The 19,739-nt window shown below is 37.5% G+C and carries 17 protein-coding genes; all 17 read right to left on the bottom strand.

The window, feature by feature from the left end; genetic code table 11:
• Nucleotides 1-493: 493 nt before the first annotated feature.
• The 17 genes from ACKVDP_RS03930 to ACKVDP_RS03850 all read right to left on the bottom strand — a co-directional run bounded on the left by ACKVDP_RS03930 (nt 494) and on the right by ACKVDP_RS03850 (nt 19,659).
• Complete coding sequence (locus tag ACKVDP_RS03930) at nt 494-1,696, bottom strand: pyridoxal phosphate-dependent aminotransferase (RefSeq protein WP_409227501.1); 1,203 nt, start codon at nt 1,694-1,696, stop codon at nt 494-496.
• 106 nt (nt 1,697-1,802) lie between these two features.
• On the bottom strand, nt 1,803-2,180 hold the full coding sequence (locus ACKVDP_RS03925) for a PadR family transcriptional regulator (protein ID WP_409227500.1): 378 nt from the start codon (nt 2,178-2,180) through the stop codon (nt 1,803-1,805).
• The gene (locus ACKVDP_RS03920) at nt 2,180-2,986 is read right to left on the bottom strand and encodes a PHP domain-containing protein (RefSeq protein ID WP_409227499.1); all 807 of its coding nucleotides are present in this window, start codon (nt 2,984-2,986) and stop codon (nt 2,180-2,182) included. The genes ACKVDP_RS03925 and ACKVDP_RS03920 overlap by 1 nt, the downstream gene beginning before the upstream one ends.
• A gap of 83 nt (nt 2,987-3,069) precedes the next feature.
• Entirely contained in the window at nt 3,070-4,617 is a 1,548-nt protein-coding gene (gene rny, locus ACKVDP_RS03915) for a ribonuclease Y (protein WP_409227498.1), read from the bottom strand.
• A gap of 230 nt (nt 4,618-4,847) precedes the next feature.
• The gene (locus ACKVDP_RS03910) at nt 4,848-5,504 is read right to left on the bottom strand and encodes a P-loop NTPase family protein (protein WP_409227497.1); all 657 of its coding nucleotides are present in this window, start codon (nt 5,502-5,504) and stop codon (nt 4,848-4,850) included.
• Between the two features lie 2 nt (nt 5,505-5,506).
• A complete protein-coding gene (locus ACKVDP_RS03905) occupies nt 5,507-5,758 on the bottom strand; it encodes a coiled-coil domain-containing protein (RefSeq protein WP_409227496.1) in 252 nt (83 codons plus the stop codon).
• A 2-nt stretch (nt 5,759-5,760) separates the two neighbouring features.
• A complete protein-coding gene (locus tag ACKVDP_RS03900) occupies nt 5,761-7,209 on the bottom strand; it encodes an AAA family ATPase (protein WP_409227495.1) in 1,449 nt (482 codons plus the stop codon).
• Nucleotides 7,210-7,216: 7 nt separating this feature from the next.
• Nucleotides 7,217-8,185, bottom strand: a complete 969-nt coding sequence (locus ACKVDP_RS03895) for a metallophosphoesterase family protein (RefSeq protein ID WP_409227494.1) — start codon at nt 8,183-8,185, stop codon at nt 7,217-7,219.
• 90 nt (nt 8,186-8,275) lie between these two features.
• Complete coding sequence (recA, locus tag ACKVDP_RS03890) at nt 8,276-9,307, bottom strand: recombinase RecA (protein WP_409227493.1); 1,032 nt, start codon at nt 9,305-9,307, stop codon at nt 8,276-8,278.
• 71 nt (nt 9,308-9,378) lie between these two features.
• Nucleotides 9,379-10,623 carry a competence/damage-inducible protein A gene (locus tag ACKVDP_RS03885; protein WP_409227492.1) on the bottom strand — a complete coding sequence of 415 codons (1,245 nt, stop codon included), beginning with the start codon at nt 10,621-10,623 and terminating at the stop codon, nt 9,379-9,381.
• Between the two features lie 14 nt (nt 10,624-10,637).
• The gene (gene pgsA / locus ACKVDP_RS03880; RefSeq protein WP_409227491.1) at nt 10,638-11,183 is read right to left on the bottom strand and encodes a CDP-diacylglycerol--glycerol-3-phosphate 3-phosphatidyltransferase; all 546 of its coding nucleotides are present in this window, start codon (nt 11,181-11,183) and stop codon (nt 10,638-10,640) included.
• Nucleotides 11,167-12,504 carry a 30S ribosomal protein S12 methylthiotransferase RimO gene (gene rimO / locus ACKVDP_RS03875; protein ID WP_409227490.1) on the bottom strand — a complete coding sequence of 446 codons (1,338 nt, stop codon included), beginning with the start codon at nt 12,502-12,504 and terminating at the stop codon, nt 11,167-11,169. Before rimO ends, pgsA begins: the two co-directional genes overlap by 17 nt.
• Before the next feature lie 10 nt (nt 12,505-12,514).
• Entirely contained in the window at nt 12,515-14,740 is a 2,226-nt protein-coding gene (locus ACKVDP_RS03870) for a DNA translocase FtsK (protein WP_409227489.1), read from the bottom strand.
• Nucleotides 14,741-14,754: 14 nt separating this feature from the next.
• The gene (locus tag ACKVDP_RS03865) at nt 14,755-15,579 is read right to left on the bottom strand and encodes an undecaprenyl-diphosphate phosphatase (protein WP_409227488.1); all 825 of its coding nucleotides are present in this window, start codon (nt 15,577-15,579) and stop codon (nt 14,755-14,757) included.
• Between the two features lie 139 nt (nt 15,580-15,718).
• A complete protein-coding gene (gene dut, locus ACKVDP_RS03860) occupies nt 15,719-16,150 on the bottom strand; it encodes a dUTP diphosphatase (RefSeq protein ID WP_409227487.1) in 432 nt (143 codons plus the stop codon).
• A gap of 16 nt (nt 16,151-16,166) precedes the next feature.
• Nucleotides 16,167-17,441 (bottom strand): M16 family metallopeptidase, encoded by a 1,275-nt coding sequence (locus tag ACKVDP_RS03855; RefSeq protein WP_409227486.1) that lies wholly within the window; start codon nt 17,439-17,441, stop codon nt 16,167-16,169.
• 100 nt (nt 17,442-17,541) lie between these two features.
• A complete protein-coding gene (locus ACKVDP_RS03850) occupies nt 17,542-19,659 on the bottom strand; it encodes a polyribonucleotide nucleotidyltransferase (protein ID WP_409227485.1) in 2,118 nt (705 codons plus the stop codon).
• Between the last annotated feature and the right edge of the window lie 80 nt (nt 19,660-19,739).

Here is a 19,739-nt window from a genome sequence, read left to right as displayed (position 1 = left end):
TATTGCCTAAAGAAGCTCCCAGCATGCTATCAACACGTCACGAGCCCCTACGTGGTCTTATAAGGCGTTTAGGACGTCGGTTCATGCAATTCCATTAATTATTTTGTTTAAAGGCCTTAAATCGCATTTCAGAGCCTCGCAAAATATACAAATCTTGATAAATTTATTTTTCAATAGCTTGTGAGCTAATTTCCGTCATAAAACAACAATAATCCATACATTAAGACTCTAATTGTATTTTAATCTTTCTAACAGCGGAATATCTATTGATAAAAGTCAAATTTCACAAAATAATTTTAAATAAAAGAAGCTTGGTAAACATAAATATATTATGTTTACCAAGCTTCTTTTCAAATAACATCTATTCATCTTAAAGTTCTTTTTGCAGTAATTAATCTTTCTATTTGTTCGTTGTTTACCTAAACAAAAAACAAATCATCTGCCAAGCAACTTTTAAAGTAAATTAATCTTTATCCAGATTTCAAAACAAGGTTTATTTCGATCCAAGAAGTTCTTTAACTCGATTTAAACCTTCATTAATATTCTCAGCTGATGTTGCATATGATAATCTTACATACTTGTCATCTCCAAAAGCTACTCCGGGTACAACAGCGACTTTACATTTTTCAAGAAGTAGATTGGCAAAGTCCACTGAGGAATCGATCTTCATCCCTTCTATCTCACTTCCGTATAATTGTGAAGAATTTAACATAATGTAGAAAGCTCCCTTCGGTACAACACAACTAATACCTTTAATACTATTTATCAGGTCAGCCATGATCTTTCTTCTTTTATCAAATTCTTCCTTCATAGCCATTATGCTATCCTGGCTTCCGGTTAGCCCTTCAATACTGGCGTACTGAGCAATTGAATTAGGGTTTGATGTGGTATGACTTTGAATGTTACTCATAATCTTTATTATATTTTCATCTGCAGCAGTGTAACCTATTCTCCATCCAGTCATGGCATATGCTTTTGCCATTCCATTTACAGTGATTGTAAGCTTTTTTATATTTACATTTAGGGACGCAATGCTTGTGTGCTTAAGACCATCGTATACAAGCTTCTCATACAACTCATCTGAAATGACAAATACATTGTTTTCCACTGCCCAATCTGCAATATCCTGCAACTCTTCATCTGTATATACTGACCCAGTTGGGTTGTTAGGGCTATTAAGTATTACAGCCTTGGTCTTGTCAGTCTTAACTGTATCAAGATCCTTTGAACTAAATTTGAACTCCTTATCCTCACTTGTTTGCAGCATAACAGGCTCTCCACCAGCTATCATAATCAATTCTGGATAACTTACCCAATAAGGTATACTAAAAATAACTTCATCCCCTGGATTAAGGATAGCCATAAGAGCATTGTATAAAGAATGTTTTCCACCGTTTGAGACAATTATTTCTGATGGTTTGTAATCAAGGTTGTTATCTGCCTTTAATTTCTTACAAATTGCCTCCTTTAATTCTGGTGTTCCCGATGCTGGCGTGTACTTTGTAAAGCCTGATTTTATGGCTTCAATTCCTGAATTTTGAATATTCTCGGGAGTATTGAAATCAGGTTCACCTGCACTGAAGCTAATTACATTTTCCCCAGCTTTTTTCATTGCATTTGCTTTGGCAGTGATAGCTAATGTCACTGATGGTTCAATTGATTTTCCTTTTCTTGATAATTCCAAGACCATTTTCATAACCTCCTATATTTTTATTGGGAATGGTAAATTTCTAGTTTTAAACTTTGAAATTTTCATTCATGAGTATCATAAAAAGCTTTTTATTGCTTCTTTAGATGCTTTTTTATACGGATACATCGTAAATATCTTTTAATACCTTTTTAATTATATACAACGAATCATCAAATGAGGACATGTTCATCCTTCTGATTGCTTCGTAATGTTTACGTCCTTCATCTGTTATGCTGTAAATTCTTTTGGTTCTTTTTGTAGGTTCTTCCCAATGACCAACTATATAGCCTTCCTGTTCTAAATTGTTCAGCATTGGATATATCATTCCTGGACTGGGGGTCCATTTCCCACCAAGCCTTCTGCTTATTTCATCCTTAAGACGATTGCCATAATAATTCCTCTGATTCAGCAAATGAAGGACGTACAGCTTAACAAAGGATGTTGTGCTTATGGTAGTAGGAAATTGTCTTTGTCTTTCACCTTTATACATCACAATCTCTCCCTGAATTTAGGTATAGTGCTGACATCAGTGGAATAATCTCCCAAAATATCCTTTTCTCCATGAAAATCGGATCCTCCAGTAATGATTAGTCCGTTCCTATTTGCAAAGGATCTTATAAGTTTTTCATCATTTCTAGAATGCTTAGAGTGATAACATTCTACACCCATTATACCCTTTTCAACACAGTATGTCATGATATCTTTCTTCTTTAGAATTCCTGGATGGGCAAGTATTGATATGCCTCCGCATTCATGAATTAGATTGATTGTATTTTCAACTGATAATTTATATCTTTCAACATATGCAGGTTTGCCAAGATCAAGATATTTGTCAAAGGCTTCATTAATGTCTCTTACATAGCCATAATTTATAAGCTCCCTTGCAATGGTAGCTCGGCCAATAAAACCTGTTTCCTTTGATTTTCTCAATATCTCTTCTTTTGGAAGTGCCATTCCCAATTCGTTAAGCTTGTCCAGCATTGAAATTCCTCTACTCCACCTTGAATTAATCAAGGCTGAGAGTGTCTTCTTAAGTTTAATATTCTTATAATCAATGAAGTAACCAAGTATATGTACCTCTTCATCTTCATGATCACATCCCAGTTCTACACCTGGGATAAGAAGAAACTCTGGGTAATCCTTAGCTTTCATAATAGCTTCATCCAAAGCGTCAACTGAATCATGGTCTGTAATCGCAATCCCATCAAGTCTTTTCTCAAAGGCTTTTTTAACTAATTCTGCTGGAGTAAGCAATCCATCTGAAGCAGTTGTATGGGTGTGCATATCAATTCTCATCGCTAACCTCCTTGTGCCTATAGTTAAAGCCTGCCGAAATCGGCAGGCTTTATTTAGCATCAATACTAGTCTGTTAGGAAGTTCTACTTTGCATATTCTACAGCTCTAGTTTCCCTAATAATATTGACCTTAATCTGTCCTGGGTAATCCAGTTCTGACTCTATTTTCTTAACAATATCACGCGCTGTGTGAATCATTTGTGCTTCACTTATATCCTCAGGTCTTACCATTATTCTAATTTCTCTACCTGCCTGAATAGCAAATGATCTTTCAACTCCTGTAAAGGAATTCGCTATTTCTTCTAGCTTTTCAAGTCTCTTGATATATGACTCCAAGGTTTCTCTTCTAGCTCCTGGTCTTGCAGCTGAGATAGCATCAGCAGCCTGAACCAATACAGCTTCCACAGTTTGAGGCTCAACATCACCATGATGAGCTTCCATGGCGTGCAGCACTTCTTTGCTTTCCTTATACTTCCTAGCAATATCTACACCAATTTCTACATGCGGTCCTTCAACCTCATGGTCAATTGATTTACCTAGGTCATGAAGCAATCCCGCTCTCCTGGCAATCTTAACATCTGCACCAAGCTCTGTGGCCATTACACCTGCAAGGTGAGAAACTTCAACAGCGTGCTTGAGCACATTTTGACCATAACTGGTTCTGTACTTAAGTCTTCCCAATAATCTTATGATTTCTGGATGCAATCCGTGAACTCCAGCATCAAAGGATGCCTGTTCTCCTGCTTCACGAATGGTGTTTTCAACTTCTTTCTGAGCTTTTTCAACCATTTCTTCAATTCTTGCAGGATGGATTCTACCATCAACAATAAGTTTCTCAAGAGCTATTCTAGCTACTTCTCTTCGAATTGGATCGAAACCTGATAGAACTACAGCTTCTGGTGTGTCATCAATTATCAGGTCAATACCGGTTAAAGTTTCCAAAGTTCGAATATTTCTACCTTCTCTTCCGATAATTCTACCCTTCATTTCATCGTTGGGCAAAGCGACAACTGTTACGGTTGTTTCAGCAACGTGATCAGCTGCAACCCTTTGGATTGTAGTAGAGATAATCTCTCTTGCTTTCTTGTCAGCTTCTTCCTTCGCTTTGGATTCCATTTCCTTGATCATCATAGCAGATTCCTGAATGATTTCCTTACGAGTCTCATTTAACAATAGTTCCTTTGCTTCATCTGAGGTTAAACCTGATAATTTCTCAAGTTCATGAGTTTGTTTCTCATATAACTCGTTGATAGCTTCTTCTTTTTCCTCAAGGTTTCTGAGCTTTTTCGCAAGTGATTCTTCTTTACGTTCAATTGACTCATTCCTTCGATCAATTGTTTCTTCCTTGTTTTGAAGTCTTCTCTCCATTTTCTGGATTTCATTTCTTCTCTCTTTGATTTCCTTGTCAAGATCACTTCTTGTTTTGTGGATTTCTTCTTTGGCTTCTAATAGAAGCTCCTTCTTTCGAGCTTCACCATCTTTAACTGCATCTTCAGTGATTTTTTTTGCCAACTCTTCAGCGTTCTTTATTTTCCCTTCGCCTATATATCTTCTGATAAAATATCCAGCGATAATTCCAATAACTAAGCCAAGAATCGCATAAATTAAAGATTCAATAGGAAACACCTCCATCTTATTAAATTTTCAAGTTCCATATCATAATTATACTTAATCAACTAAGACCATCCAATTTTTAGGTCTGGTCATCCCATTCCACCAATCTGTAACAACAGATATAACTAGTGGAATACAACTCCCGAAAGGGATTAGATAGGGTTGTATATTTTGTATGGGTACATACAACCTAATTTTATTACTTTTGGCTATTTCTGTCAAGTTGTTTGTACTCAAACCAATTACAGCTAGAGGCTTTTTACTGGACTCACATTGCTTTCTGTGCCTGATAATTCCACCCTGTACGCATCTTCAGACAAGGCTGCCAGATGTGAGTTGTGAGTAACCATGATTATTTGCCTGTTAAACATGGATGAAGATTGTCTCAGAAATTCGCCAACATTGTAGATATATTCCTCACTTACATGCTTGGCAGGCTCATCAAGTATCAATGGACCCTCAATTGAAGGTTTATGGGTTTGCATAAATGAAATCCTCAATGCGAGAGAGACAATATCAACTACTCCTCCCCCTCTTGATTGTTCTGGCTTTGTTTTGAGGAAAAAATCCGGAGTATCATTAATAACATAAAATTCAGCGTTTGCTTTGTTTCTCAATTCCTCAATTTCTATTATAAATTCAATATTCGATTCAAAAATATATTGGAGGCACTTTGTAACAAGATTTTCTATTTGGTTCTTTGCCTGACTTCTAGCATATTCTGATGTCTTTTGAAATAATATCATGACATGTTCCAAAAGGTCTGCTTCATCTATAATATTTGTCAATTCATTTTCATAGCTGGATTTTAGTTCAATTAATTGATCTCTCTTTCCTTCCTGTCTGCTTATAAAGTTAGCCAGATTATTTAATCTATCATCAAACTGCTTTATATTATCATTCATGACTATTCCTGCTTATTTAGTAGATCTTTTGGTAGTAACTGGTTAACTTCCTTTAACATGCTTTCGATTTCATGCTTTAGCTTTGCAATTTCATCATCCAATGCATCTGGTTTTACCCCAAGCTTATCAAGTTCTGAGATGATTTCATCCTCCTGTTTCTTTAGCTGCTCCATTCTAGCCTCTGCCCTATACTTGAGATTTTTTGCCTTTTCCATACTTTCTTTCAGTTCTTTGAGTTCTTTTTCGTAATCCATGATCAACCTCCTAGGTGGTGAGTTACTATATGTTCAATTGTGTTTTCATCAATATCTCCGAGGCAATAAGGACACTTCTCTATTTTTTGTAAAAGATTCTTGTATTTATCCAATATGACTTTCAATGTGCTATCATTTTTTGAGATGGTCCCATCTGATTCAATGATATCATTTCTAATTGAATTGTATTTCTCTTTCTTAATATTTAAATCCTTTAAAAGTAATGCCTTATTCTCCAACTCAACTAGTACATTTTTAGAATCAAGTAGAGGCTTAAGCTCCCCAATGTACATAATGCCTCTTTCCTTGCTCTTTTGAGTGCTTATTCGCTTTTCTCTCATAGAGTTCAACTTCACATACTTTATGCTCTTAATCTCAGCTGAATTGATAAGATTAGATGTGTAGTCAAGTTTGTCTAGCTTTCGTAAGAGGACCTTAATCCTCTCCGCTTCCTTCTTCGTGTTTTGTGCCGAAGCATTAATTCTTTGGAGATTTATTTGATGATAAATCTTTAGTTCTATATCGGAAATCATTGGACTAGCCTTAACAAAGTTTGATATTCTATCTAAAATATTATCAATTCTATCCTTATGGACCTTGGTTTCATTGTATAAATCGTATAATTTGCTGTAAATTACCAATCTATCCAGCTTGGATTCTATCTTGGTTAAATCTGATTCTACTTCATCTAGTTTATTCAGACCATTTAATACATCCTCATTTTTTGAGATATCACCTGACAGGCTTTTAAGATTTTTGCTCATTTGTTCCAGCTTCTCTGCTCTAAGATTGATATTATGAATCTTTCCCATGATGGATGAAGCTCTTAAATGGCTTCTTTTAATGTCATCTATATAATCAAACTCTGAGAGCTTGTCATTTGTGGTCTGAAGAGCTTCTTCCTTCTGTTTTCGTAATTGATTTAGTGCTCGTACATCCCTTAGAACATCTCTCAAGGCATCATCAACTATATCTACACCCACTAGTCTGCCAATTGCATTTGCTCTTGTTGATGCCTTTTCTGTCAGTAGAAATGCTCCTTCAAGCTGTTCTCCAAGATTGATTGCGTTTTCTGAATCAGTGTCCAATTTGATCTTTCTTATACCGGTTATGTCAATTACTTCCTGCGGGACTGATAAACCGATCCCCTCAAAAATATTTTCATTCCCATTACTATCAATTAATTTATATCCATTTTTACTCCTGGTTCTATATCTCTGAAGGATAGTTCCATCACTGAGACTCAATGTTACCTTACATTCCTTTTCGCCTTCTCTAATGAAAAAATCACCTGATGGCTCATTGTACATGACCCATTTTAAAGCTCTTATGATTGCAGATTTACCAGAATCTGAAGGCCCGATTATCACATTAAGCTCCGGTCCAAACTCCAGTTCTGTATATTTGTGACTTTGAAAGTTTTCAAGAATTATCCCTTTAATGTATTTCATATCGCACCTAATATCCTTTCATCTGTGAATTTGCAATTCGCCTTAATGCTTCCTCCTTTACTTCATCAGAAACACCTTCTGATAGAGTAACCTCAAGTAGAATGTCATTAAGGTCCATTTTTTCAAAACTCATTGCAGAATCAATGGATTGTTTAAATTGCACAATTCTTTCACTTCTAAACATGCAATTTTCCATTTCAGTTCTATCCAGCACTTCTATGCCTGGTTTCGCTGATGTCAATTGCAGCATTTCGACCTTTATATCTGAATCAAGATCAATTATGGCGACTTGGGGTATTCTCTCAATCTCCTTCAAACTATTTGTTACTCTTACAAGACTTCCCGGATTTACAAAATATTTTCCATTTTTTTCAATTGTCTTGAATCCAGCGTGATAATGCCCTGACAATGTTATATCTGCTGCTGTTTCCAATATATCATCAATCAAAGTATAGGGTATACCCTTGACAAAGGGTCTGTCTAAAAGCATTCCATGGACTACATGTATTGAATAATCCATATTTTCCGGTACTTCTTTGAGTATATACCCCTCAGGTGTGGAATCAATATCATAAGTATAGGGTAGACTTGTTAAGCTGACTCTTATTCCATTTTTTTCTATAACTATGGGCTTGTCTCTTGAAATAACCTTTATGAAATCCATACTTTTCAAAAGACCCAGCATTGTCCTGTCAATAGTGGCTGGATTGTGTCCAAAAATGTCATGGTTACCACTGACAATAAAAATTGGTTTTTCAATGTTTTTTAATATTGTAGTAAATCTGCTAACCACTGATGTGGAGATATCCGGCCTGTCAAAGAGATCACCTCCATGTATTACAAAATCAACATTGTTCTCCCTTACAATGGACACAATTTCTCTAAATTTTTCTTGCAGACTTTCCAGGAAGTCATCTTTTCTGTTTTTGGGATTGGTTCCCTTTATATGTGTATCGGTGAAATAAAGTATGCGCATACAAACCTCCATATACTTCAAGCCTCCTGTTTAGGAGGCTTGAAGTTATAACGAATAGGATCTTTTAACAATTCAATATTAGATTATTTTTTATTGTTTATCAGATGTTATTTCTCTTTCATCATTTGTTTCAAGACCAAACTCTTTCTTTATTTTTTGTTCAAGCTCCATTGCCAACTCTGGATTCTCTCTTAAAAACTCCTTTGAATTTTCTCTGCCCTGTCCAAGTTTCTGGTCATTGTAACTGAACCAGGATCCAGCCTTGTTTACTATACCACAGGTAACTCCAGTATCGATTATGCTACCTTCTCTGGATATCCCCTTACCATACATAATATCAAATTCTGCCTGTTTAAAAGGTGGGGCAATCTTATTTTTTACGACCTTTACCCTAGTTCTGTTTCCAAGTATCTGGTCACCTTGCTTGATTGATTCAATACGTCTTACGTCCATTCTAACACTCGCATAGAATTTTAGAGCTCTTCCACCGGATGTGGTTTCTGGATTTCCAAACATTATTCCAACCTTTTCACGTAGCTGATTAATGAAGATACAGGTTGTATGTGACTTGTTTATCGCTCCCGCAAGCTTTCTGAGTGCCTGTGACATTAGCCTTGCCTGCAAACCCACGTGGCTGTCTCCCATTTCACCTTCTATTTCCGCCTTAGGTACAAGGGCAGCAACAGAGTCAATAACTGCAACATCAACAGCTCCGCTTCTTACTAGCGCCTCTGTTATCTCAAGGGCCTGCTCACCTGTATCTGGCTGTGAAATTATAAGGTTTTCTATGTCAACGCCTAGCTTCTTTGCATAGCCAGGATCAAGTGCATGTTCAGCATCAATAAATGCAGCGATTCCGCCCTTTTTCTGTGCTTCTGCTATGATATGAAGAGCTATTGTTGTCTTTCCTGAAGACTCTGGCCCATAAATTTCTACAATTCTTCCTCTTGGAACTCCACCAATACCGAGAGCTATGTCGAGATCCATTGATCCTGTGGGTATATAATCCAGGTCCAATTTAGCGTCTTCTCCAAGTCTCATAATCGATCCTTTGCCGAATTGTTTTTCTATCTGACTGAGCGCCAGGTCCAATGCTTTCTTTCTATCGTTGTTCTCCGCCATAATATCTCCAGTTATACTGGATTCACCCCTTTCACGTATTCGAACGTTAGTTCTTTTATATATATGTTACACTACAGAGTTGTTGAAGTCAACTTTTTATTTATAAAATTGTAAACATTCCAAAGGGCAAAGTTTGTAGCTCTCTCCTGGATGGTATCTCTGTCTCCAGAAAATATCCTTTCATGAATCTCATGACTGTCTTTCGTTAGGATACAAATAAATATGAGTCCAGTTTTAACATTGGGATCCTCATCCGGACCGGCATAGCCAGTGGTTGCAACCACAATATCTGTATTGCTCTTTTCAATCAGTCCATTTGCCATCTGGTAAGCTACTTCACGACTGACTACTCCAAATTTTTCTAATGCTTCTTCTGAAACTCCCAACTCTTGAATCTTGGAATTATTGCTATATGTTACAAGGCCTCTGTCAAATGATTTTGAAGCACCTGGTATACTGGTTAGCTTTTTGGATAGATTCCCACCTGTAACTGATTCGCATACTGCCATTTTCATGTCATTATGAATCAGCATTTCAATAATTGCACCCTCAATGGAAGAAACTCCATATCCATAGATATGTTCTCCAATTTCCATTCTAATTCTTTCAACTATTTCCTCTGAATCCTTTTCAAGTCTATGCTTATCCTTCCCTCTTCCAATAACCTTTATTTCCACACTACCAGAACCCGCATATGTGGTAATTGTAAAATCAGGATATGATAGGTCTAAATGTTTTAATTGTGTTCCCAGTGTAGATTCACCCAAGCCAGATGTATTTATTGACTTAACAATTATGATATGATCATCTTTGATTAAATTTACAACATTATCCTCAAACATTGGCTTCATTTCTCGTGGTGGCCCTGGCATCATTACAATCTTCCTGTTGTTCCATTCCATATAAATCCCTGGAGCAGTTCCCCGAGGATTATCTATAAAATCAGCCCCTTCCGGCTTCATAGCTTGCTTGAGATTGTTCAACGTCATATCTCTTTTGGAATATGCAAAATAGTGTTTTATATGCTCTTCCATATTAATATCGGCTACAAGTGCTCTACCTGTAACATTTGTCAAAGCTTCCTTTGTCAGGTCATCATCCGTAGGTCCAAGTCCACCAGTGGTTATTATGATGTCAGCTCTTTCAATGGCCAAGGTTAATACATTCTCCAATCTTTCATAGTCATCATCAACCGAGGTGTGATAAAGGGTTTCGATGCCAAGCTCCATCAGACGTCTAGAAAGGTATGTCACATTTGTATTAAGGATACTTCCAAGCATTATTTCAGTTCCTATGGTAATTATTTCAGCTCTCATCAATCAGTCTCCAATCAAATGTCTTTCATGTTCAATGTTCCGATATTTCGTACTATGTAGTCAACACCGGATATAACAGTCAATATCAAAGCAATGTAGAGCATTATCTGATCCATGGGTATTGATAGATAATTAAATGGAAAATTTCCAAGTAAAAGCAAAACTATTGCAATAAGCTGGCTTATTGTCTTAAGTTTTCCCCATGGGCTGGCCGCTATTGTAACTCCCTCTGAAGCAGCTATTATCCTGAATCCAGATATTGTGAATTCCCTAGTTACAATCAGGATAACAACCCACGATGGGATGGCTCCAGCACCGACCAACAGGATCAAGGCAGCAGATGTCAAAACCTTGTCTGCCAATGGGTCAACGAACTTCCCAAAATTGGTTACAAGATTTCTGCTTCGAGCAATATATCCATCCAATGTATCCGTAAGTGATGCAAACACGAATATAATTGCAGAAATATAGGTAGTTCCGGGACTTTCGAGTATAAATGATACCACGAAAATCGGAACCAAAAAGACTCTGAATAAAGTAATCTTATTGGCAAGATTCATCTGTTAACTCCCCCATTAGATCATATTCGAGATACTCATCTGTTTTAACAAATACCACATCACCAGCATCATGTTCCTCAACGGATCTAAAATATATTACCCCATCTATTTCAGGACTGTCCATATAGCTACGACCGATGTAAAGTCCTTCTTCAGCCAGGTCTTCAACCAGAACCTTGTATATTTTCCCTACCTTCTCACTCATAAGACTTTCAGAAATTGTTCTTTGCAGCTCCATTAGTCTATCCCTGCGTATTTCCTTGGTACTTTCTTCAATTTGCCCTGGCATATTGAACGCTGGAGTGTTCTCCTCCTTTGAGTATGTGAATACACCCAATTTGTCAAATCTAACATCCTTTATAAAATCATATAGCTCCTGGAAATCATCTTCAGTTTCCCCAGGGAATCCAACAATAAATGTTGTTCTAAGAACGATGTCAGGAATCTCTTTCCTCAACTTTTCAATTGTCTTCCTAATGCTCTTCTTTGTAGTTCTTCTGTTCATTTTTTTCAATACATTGTCACTTGCATGCTGAAGTGGCATGTCAAGGTAATGAGCGACCTTCGAATTTCGCTTTATGCTGTTAATAAGCTTGTCATCAATATTATCCGGATACAGATAAAGGAGTCTTATAAACTCCAATCCCTCTATCTCATTCAATTTATCAAGTAAAAGATGTAAGGTGTAATCCCCATAGATATCTATTCCATAGTCTGAAGTGTTCTGAGCGATTAGGATTACCTCCTTCACGTCCTGTTCAGCAAGATACACAACCTCAGCAATTACATCCTCCATTTTTCTGCTTCTATGTTTACCACGCAATGCCGGAATTATGCAGTATGTGCAAAGGTTATCGCAGCCTTCGGATATTCTAACATATGCTGTGGGGGAAGAAACAATTCTATTAACTCCCTCCAGGTACGAACTATCCACATCGTTTGATTGGATAATTTTTTTATCTTCCTTTAAACCATCAAGAATACTATTCAGATCCTTGATATTACCGGTGCCCATTATTGCATCAACTTCAGGCATCTCATCCATCAGCTCAGATGAATATCTTTGAGCCAAACAGCCTGCGAGAATTAGATGCTTACATTTTCCTTCTATTTTATATTTGGACATTTCCAATATAGTATCTATTGATTCTTCTTTTGCCGCTTCAATAAAACCACAGGTATTAACAATTATGACTTCTGAATCCAAAGGGTTATCAGAATAGATGAAGTTTTCCTTGTCAAGTATGCTCTGCATTAGCTCAGAGTCCACTTCGTTCTTTGAACATCCCAATGTAACTATGTTTACTGTTTTCCTATTCATTTAATCTCTCCTAATCCTCTTCAAAATCTTCTTCACTGACAAGTACTTTTCTGGGCTTACTCCCTTCGAAGCCTCCGACTATTCCTCGAACCTCCATCTCATCTATCAATCTAGCGGCTCTGGCATAGCCTATGCGCAGTTTTCTCTGTAGCAGTGATATGGAGGCTACCCCCTCATTAACAACAAGGTTTACAGCCTCTGAGAGCAGCTCATCTGTTTCATGCATATCAATATTCTTGGAGTTCTGCACAATCTCTATGACATCCTCATCGTACATTGTTTCATTTTGCTTTTGCAGAAATGATACCACGTCTTCAACCTCCTTGTTTGAGATGAAAGCACCCTGTAGTCTAACAGGCTTCGAATAACTTGAAGGATAGAAGAGCATATCACCCTGCCCAAGAAGCTTTTCAGCCCCTGCCATGTCAAGGATTGTTCTGGAATCCACTTGGGATGACACTGCAAAGCTTATTCTTGAAGGTATATTTGCCTTGATTGTGCCTGTTATGACATCTACAGACGGCCTCTGAGTCGCTACAATCAGATACATTCCAGCTGCCCTTGCCATTTGTGCCAATCTGGCAATATAGTCCTCAATTTCCTGTGCTGCCACCATCATAAGATCGGCAAGTTCATCGATAACTATTACTATTTTAGGTAGCTTCTCACCATCTTCTCCATGCTTCTCATTGTATGATTTGATGTCCCTTACGTTATTCTTTGCAAAAAGCTTGTATCGTTTTTCCATTTCTCCAACAGCCCAGTTAAGTGCAAATGCTGCTTTTTTTGCATCCGTAACAACTGGAATCAAAAGGTGTGGGATTCCATTGTAAACGCTTAATTCAACAACCTTTGGGTCAATTAGTAGCAGTTTTACATCGTCTGGGGAACTCTTATAGGCAAGACTCATTATTATCGTATTGATGCAAACACTCTTGCCTGAACCTGTAGCACCTGCTATGAGAAGATGAGGCATTTTATCTATTGAAGACACAACAACCTTCCCATTTATGTCCTTGCCCAATGCCAGAGGAATATCCGTATTTATATCAGCAAATTCTCTAGACTGGATTAGTTCCTTGAAGAGAACCATATCCTTTACCTTATTGGGCACCTCTATTCCCACTGCAGCTTTCCCAGGAATAGGAGCTTCAATTCTAATGTCTGAGGACGCCAGACTCAATGCTATATTATCAGAAAGTGAAACAATTCTGCTTAGCTTTATTCCAGGTGCAGGTGAAAGTTCATAGCATGTTATGGTTGGTCCAACATTGATATGGGATACCGAAGCCTCAATTCCAAAGTTCTTCATTGTCTCCTCGATCATTCTGGCATTATCCAGTATCAGTTTTCTATCATTTGACTCACTTTTCTTCCCAGGTGAAGTCAAGAGGGACATTGGAGGTACCCTATATACTATTTTTTGTGCCTGTACTTGTTTTTCCTTCACCTGTGAATCTATGTGAACGGCTTCCTTCTGGACAGTCTCCTCATCCAGCTTGATTGGTTTTTTCTTTGGTGTCTTTTGTTGTAATCCCTCATGTTCCTCAGCTTGAAACTGCGAGGAATAGTCTGTTATTCTTATTTGCTCAACATCTTCACTAAGTTCTTTTGCGTTATTATTGGTCCTTTCACTAGATACTGCTTTCGTTTTTTTTCTTGTAGTGACAGTATTCATTTGAGGTTTGATTTTTTTTGCTTTTAAAATTACTTCTTTCACAGTCAGGTTTGTTATTATCAATAAACTGACTGTAATTGCAAATGCAACAACCACATATGTACCTATTGATCCAAACAATTTATAGAAGAAAAATCCAAAAAAGCTTCCTAACAATCCTCCGCCTCTGTTGGCCTTTGAAATTTCTACTCCCTGCCTTATCCTTTCAAGAAATGACAGATCTAGAGGGTTTATTCCATCTAGTACAATTAAAAACCCAATAAATATTATAGAAAGGGAAAGGATGATTCTTAGCTGAATTTTGTCAAACCTCTCCAGCAATAGTACAATACCGGCACCTATTATAAATAGCGGAAAAAAATATCCCCCAAAGCCCATCATAGAAAAGGTTGTCCCATTTATGACATTACCAATTATCCCCATCCTTGTGCTGAATAGACTTATGAGCACTATAACACCAACAGCCAGAATAATCATTCCCAAAATATCAGTGTTCATTTTGTTAGGAGTTTTCCCATTGCTTTTTCTGCCGTTTTTTGTTGCTGTCTTTTTTTTCATCTATTTCACCTCTGTCATATCAACTGACTGATTATTGTAATGGCTCCAACTATCCATAGATAGTATGAAAAATAGTGGAGTTTGTTTCTGTTAAGAATTTTTATAAGTGCTTTTATGGATACTATTCCTACACCAGTTGACAATATAACCCCAACTACAAGTGGCGTGTTTACAATTACTCCGTCCCCACCTTTAAATACCTTTATGATTCCCATTAGAAACGCTCCAAAGGTTGCAGGTAGTGCCAACAGGAATGAAAACTCAGTTGTGAGTGGCTTCTTTAATCCTCTAAGCAATCCCGCTACTATGGTAGAACCTGATCTTGAGATTCCAGGGATTATCGCCAATCCCTGAAAGGTTCCGATTATCAATGAATCAACTAAAGACATCTTCTGAATGTCCTTGTTCTCAGTTCCTTTTTTCTCTGCAAACCATAATAAAAATCCTGTTACCAATAGGGCAATTCCTATTGGAATCAAAGAAGTATAAAGTGATTCGAAAAAATCCTCAAATGTTATTCCAATTATGGCTGTAGGAACTGAACCTGCAATAATAAGAAGACCAAGTCTTTGATGATCAGTCAGATCTCCAATCTTTCTACCTGTCAATAGATTACCCAGTAAACTTAGAAACTCTATTACAATCCTCTTAACATCCTCAAAATAAACTATAACTATTGATATCAGAGTACCAAAATGAAGCATTTCTGTAAAAAACAGGTTTCCCTCAGTTATTCCGAACATGTGCTGTAACAACGCCAGGTGGCCGGAACTACTAATTGGGAGAAATTCTGCCACACCTTGAAATATACCTAAAACTATTGCTTCTATCCAATTCAAAAGTTTACCTCCTCGTACACAAATCCCATATATGAAAATATTGATTCATAGTAGATTTCATCTTAGTGATAAATACATAACTTGATTATAACACATTTAATGTTGTTTCTCATCCTGTAGCTCCAGGTAATTAATGGAACTACAAACCAGTGTGACCAAACCCTCCTGAGCCTCTGTCTGTCTCTTCAAGATAATCCACCAGGTTGAATTCTATTTTCTCGTATTTTGCAAGTATCATCTGCGCAATTCTATCTCCATGCTTAATCTCGAAGGGCTCATTCCCTAGGTTTATGAGAATTACCTTTATTTCACCTCTATAATCACTATCAATCGTTCCTACTCCATTGGCAAGAGTGATACCATTCTTTGCTGCCAATCCACTCCTACCTCTTATCTGAGCTTCATAACCCTCTGGGATTTCCACAAAAAGACCAGTGGGTACCATGAATCTTTCCATAGGATTAAGTACTATGGCATTTTTAAGATTTGCCATCAGATCAATTCCTGATGCTCCTTCTGTCTTGTATTCAGGTAAAGATAGACTACCCTTATTAACAATATTTACTTTCATTTGATAATTCCTCCCATCATTCAAAAATTGATTTCAGTTCTTCATTTAATTTATCGACATTCTTAACAGGACCTACATATGCAATATTCATTTGATTCCACAAAAGATACTTCTGAACCACTCTCTCAATATCATCCATCCTGATATTGTTGATGTGTTCAAGTACAATTTCTGGAGTCTCTATTGGTCTGCCATGCAAAAGGTTTTTCCCCATTTCGTACATTTTGCTAAAAGTGCCTTCCAGACTCAGAATGTAGCTTCCTTTAAGGTGCTCCTTGGATTTCTCAAGCTCTTTAGCAGATATAAGATTTTTCTTGAGCTGATTAATCTCATACTTGATAAGTTCTGACACGGAATGTAAATTGTCCTTGGTCAAACCAGCATAAATTGACAACATTCCAGCACCATTGTAGGATGTTAGCGAGGATTCGATTGTATATACCAGTCCTCTATTCTCCCTTATTTCCTGGAACAGTCTGGAACTGATTGTTCCTCCCAGTATGTTGTTTACAATCATCATTGGGAAAATATCATCCGAATATGTGGATGGACCTTGAAATCCCATGGCAATATTAAGCTGTTCAATATCTTTATACAAGCCCATAATTGAACGCCCAGCATCAAAATCATAGGAAGGAATATTCTCATCTCCCTTGCTGTTTCTGTTAAAGGTACCAAGCTCTTTGTTGAGCAGTTCAATGACCTGCTCCTCAGAGAAGCTTCCGACAACTGAAACTACCATGTCCTCCGGTACATATTTTTTGATGAAATATGAATAGATTATATCTCTATTGAAGGTATTGACTGAGTCAGTTGTACCAAGTATTGGATAGGCAAGGCTAATATCCCGATAGGTTTGTTCTGTCAGCATTTCAAAAACCAAATCTTCGGGAAAATCTTTGTACATGTTAATTTCTTCTATTATAACTCCCTTTTCCTTTTGAATCTCATTTTCATTGAAAGTGGAGTTTGTTATCATATCTCCAAGTACATCTATGGCAATTGGTAGGTGTTCGTCTATGACCTTTCCATAAAAACAGGTATGTTCCTTACTTGTAAATGCATTTACCTGACCTCCGATGTCATCCATTGCCTCCGCTATCTCCCTAGCTGTTCTCCTTTTTGTACCCTTGAACAGCATATGCTCGATAAAATGGGATACTCCATTGTTTTCCTTGTCTTCGAAAAAAGATCCACTGTTTACAATAATCCCAATGGTTGCTGATTTCAAATAGGGAATTTGATGCATTATAACTTTTATTCCATTTTCTAACTTCTTTACTGTATACATTAATTCCTCCAAATGTCGATCTCAAATTCTATTTTATCAATTATTAACACATTTGTTAACAAAAATAAACATGAACCGATTTAAGGTTCATGTTCTGGTTCTATTTATCTTTGTTTTCAGTATCTTCTTCAGTTTTTGGTTCTTCCTTAAGAAGCACTTTTCTAGAAAGGTTAATCCTACCTTGTTTGTCAATCTCCATGACTTTAACCATTATCTCATCTCCGACAGAAACAACATCTTCTACCTTATTGACTCTTTCCTTTGCAAGTTGAGATATGTGAACAAGTCCTTCTTTGCCGGGTAGTACCTCTACAAAGGCTCCAAAATTCATTATCTTGGTAACCTTGCCTTTATAAATCTCTCCTGCTTCAACTTCCTTAATTATGGTTTCTATCATTTCGATAGCTCTTCTGCTTCCTTCTCCATCATTTGATACAATGGACACTTTTCCAGTATCATCAATATCAATCTTGACTCCAGTTTCATCGATAATTTTGTTTATTACCTTTCCACCTGGCCCAATAATCATTCTGATTTTGTCAGGATGCACCTGCAATGTCTGTATTCTTGGTGCATATGGTGACATTTCCTCTCTAGGTTGTGCTATTGTTTCTGCCATTCTTTCAAGGATATACAGTCGGGCAACTCTTGCTTTTTCAAGTGCTACTCTCATGATCTCCTCACTAATGCCAGAAATCTTGATGTCCATCTGGATAGCAGTGATTCCTTCACTAGTTCCTGCTACTTTGAAGTCCATATCTCCAAGGTGATCCTCTAGACCCTGAATGTCTGTCAATATTGCAACATTATCATTCTCCTTGATTAATCCCATGGCTATTCCAGCTACTGGAGCCTTTATCGGAACCCCTGCATCTAGAAGTGCCAGTGTGCTGCCGCAAACACTTGCCTGAGAAGTCGACCCATTGGAGCTGAGAACTTCAGAAACCAATCTCAAAGTGTAAGGGAACTCATCTTCCGAAGGAATGACAGGTTCAAGTGCTCTTTCTGCCAGCACCCCATGTCCGATTTCACGCCTTCCAGGTCCTCTCATAGGTCTGGTTTCACCAACTGAATAAGCTGGGAAGTTGTAATGATGCATGTATCTTTTGGATTCGTCATCACCAAGACCATCGATTATTTGAACATCACTTGAAGCACCCAATGTCGCAATTGTTAGAACCTGGGTCTGACCTCTATTAAACAAACCAGAACCGTGTACTCTAGGTAGAAGACCTACCTCTGAACTAATATCTCTTATTTCATCAAGCTCTCTATTATCAGGTCTTCTTGATTCTTCTGTTATTAGCTTTCTAACATTGCTTTTAATTATATTACCAATCACTTCTCTTATGTGCTTTTCACCTTCAGGGAAAGCCTCCAAAACCTCCTGGAGTATTTCATCCTTTGCCAATGATAATTTTTCTTCTCTCTCTACTTTATCTTCAGTATTAAGAGCTTGAGCAAGTTTTTCCTTGCCAACTTCTTCTACTTTTAATCGTATTTCATCATCTGGTAGGAATACCTGATACTCAACCTTCTCCTTACCTACTTCAGCTACGATACCGTCGATAAACTCACATAGCCTCTTTATCTCAGCATGACCTGTAAGTATTGCGTTAAGCATGGTTTCCTCTGATACAAACTTGGCGCCTGCTTCCACCATCATAATTGCATCCTTTGTTCCCGATACAACCAAATCCAATTCGGAAATCTCTCTTTGCTTGCTATCTGGGTTTATGATGATCTCTCCATCCACCAACCCTACGTTTACAGATGCTGTAGGCCCGTCGAATGGGATGTCTGATATTGACAATGCAATCGATGAACCAATCATAGCAGCAATTTCTGGGCTACTGTCCTGGTCTACTGACAGCACAGTTGCAACTACCTGCACCTCATTTCTGAAGCCATCAGGGAACAAGGGTCTTATTGGCCTATCAATCAATCTTGATGTCAAAATCGCCTTTTCACTAGGTCTACCTTCTCTTTTGATGAATCCACCTGGTATTTTTCCAACTGAATACAACTTCTCTTCATAATCACAGCTAAGCGGGAAGAAATCTAATCCTTCTTTTGGTTTCTTGGATTGAGTTGCTGTTACCACTGTCACGGTGTCTCCGTATTGTACCAAACAAGCTCCGCTAGCCTGTTCAGCCACTTTTCCAGTGGTTATAGTCAATTCTCTTCCTGCCAAGGTGTAGTGGAATCTTCTTTCCATAAATTACCTCCTTGTAAGTTCTTAATTTGTGTGTCGAAATATATAGTCTAATAAACTAATAGAGCGGGAAGTCCCGCTCT

It is taken from the genome of Gudongella ferriphila, from assembly GCF_046224405.1.
Classification (GTDB): Bacteria; Bacillota; Clostridia; order Tissierellales; family Tissierellaceae; genus Gudongella.
The sequence above is the reverse complement of the archived record's forward strand: the minus strand, read 5'-3'. Positions and strand labels throughout refer to the sequence as shown.

What these genes read in the sequence shown, in the direction of transcription:
- recA (WP_409227493.1), bottom strand. Translation starts at nt 9,307, where the DNA reads ATGGCGGAGAACAACGATAGAAAGAAAGCATTGGACCTGGCGCTCAGT.
- rimO (WP_409227490.1), bottom strand. Translation starts at nt 12,504, where the DNA reads ATGAATAGGAAAACAGTAAACATAGTTACATTGGGATGTTCAAAGAAC.
- rny (WP_409227498.1), bottom strand. Translation starts at nt 4,617, where the DNA reads ATGGAGGTGTTTCCTATTGAATCTTTAATTTATGCGATTCTTGGCTTA.
- ACKVDP_RS03855 (WP_409227486.1), bottom strand. Translation starts at nt 17,441, where the DNA reads ATGTATACAGTAAAGAAGTTAGAAAATGGAATAAAAGTTATAATGCAT.
- ACKVDP_RS03920 (WP_409227499.1), bottom strand. Translation starts at nt 2,986, where the DNA reads ATGAGAATTGATATGCACACCCATACAACTGCTTCAGATGGATTGCTT.
- ACKVDP_RS03905 (WP_409227496.1), bottom strand. Translation starts at nt 5,758, where the DNA reads ATGGATTACGAAAAAGAACTCAAAGAACTGAAAGAAAGTATGGAAAAG.
- ACKVDP_RS03925 (WP_409227500.1), bottom strand. Translation starts at nt 2,180, where the DNA reads ATGTATAAAGGTGAAAGACAAAGACAATTTCCTACTACCATAAGCACA.
- ACKVDP_RS03930 (WP_409227501.1), bottom strand. Translation starts at nt 1,696, where the DNA reads ATGAAAATGGTCTTGGAATTATCAAGAAAAGGAAAATCAATTGAACCA.
- ACKVDP_RS03850 (WP_409227485.1), bottom strand. Translation starts at nt 19,659, where the DNA reads ATGGAAAGAAGATTCCACTACACCTTGGCAGGAAGAGAATTGACTATA.
- ACKVDP_RS03900 (WP_409227495.1), bottom strand. Translation starts at nt 7,209, where the DNA reads ATGAAATACATTAAAGGGATAATTCTTGAAAACTTTCAAAGTCACAAA.
- ACKVDP_RS03870 (WP_409227489.1), bottom strand. Translation starts at nt 14,740, where the DNA reads ATGAAAAAAAAGACAGCAACAAAAAACGGCAGAAAAAGCAATGGGAAA.
- dut (WP_409227487.1), bottom strand. Translation starts at nt 16,150, where the DNA reads ATGAAAGTAAATATTGTTAATAAGGGTAGTCTATCTTTACCTGAATAC.
- ACKVDP_RS03910 (WP_409227497.1), bottom strand. Translation starts at nt 5,504, where the DNA reads ATGAATGATAATATAAAGCAGTTTGATGATAGATTAAATAATCTGGCT.
- ACKVDP_RS03885 (WP_409227492.1), bottom strand. Translation starts at nt 10,623, where the DNA reads ATGAGAGCTGAAATAATTACCATAGGAACTGAAATAATGCTTGGAAGT.
- ACKVDP_RS03895 (WP_409227494.1), bottom strand. Translation starts at nt 8,185, where the DNA reads ATGCGCATACTTTATTTCACCGATACACATATAAAGGGAACCAATCCC.
- pgsA (WP_409227491.1), bottom strand. Translation starts at nt 11,183, where the DNA reads ATGAATCTTGCCAATAAGATTACTTTATTCAGAGTCTTTTTGGTTCCG.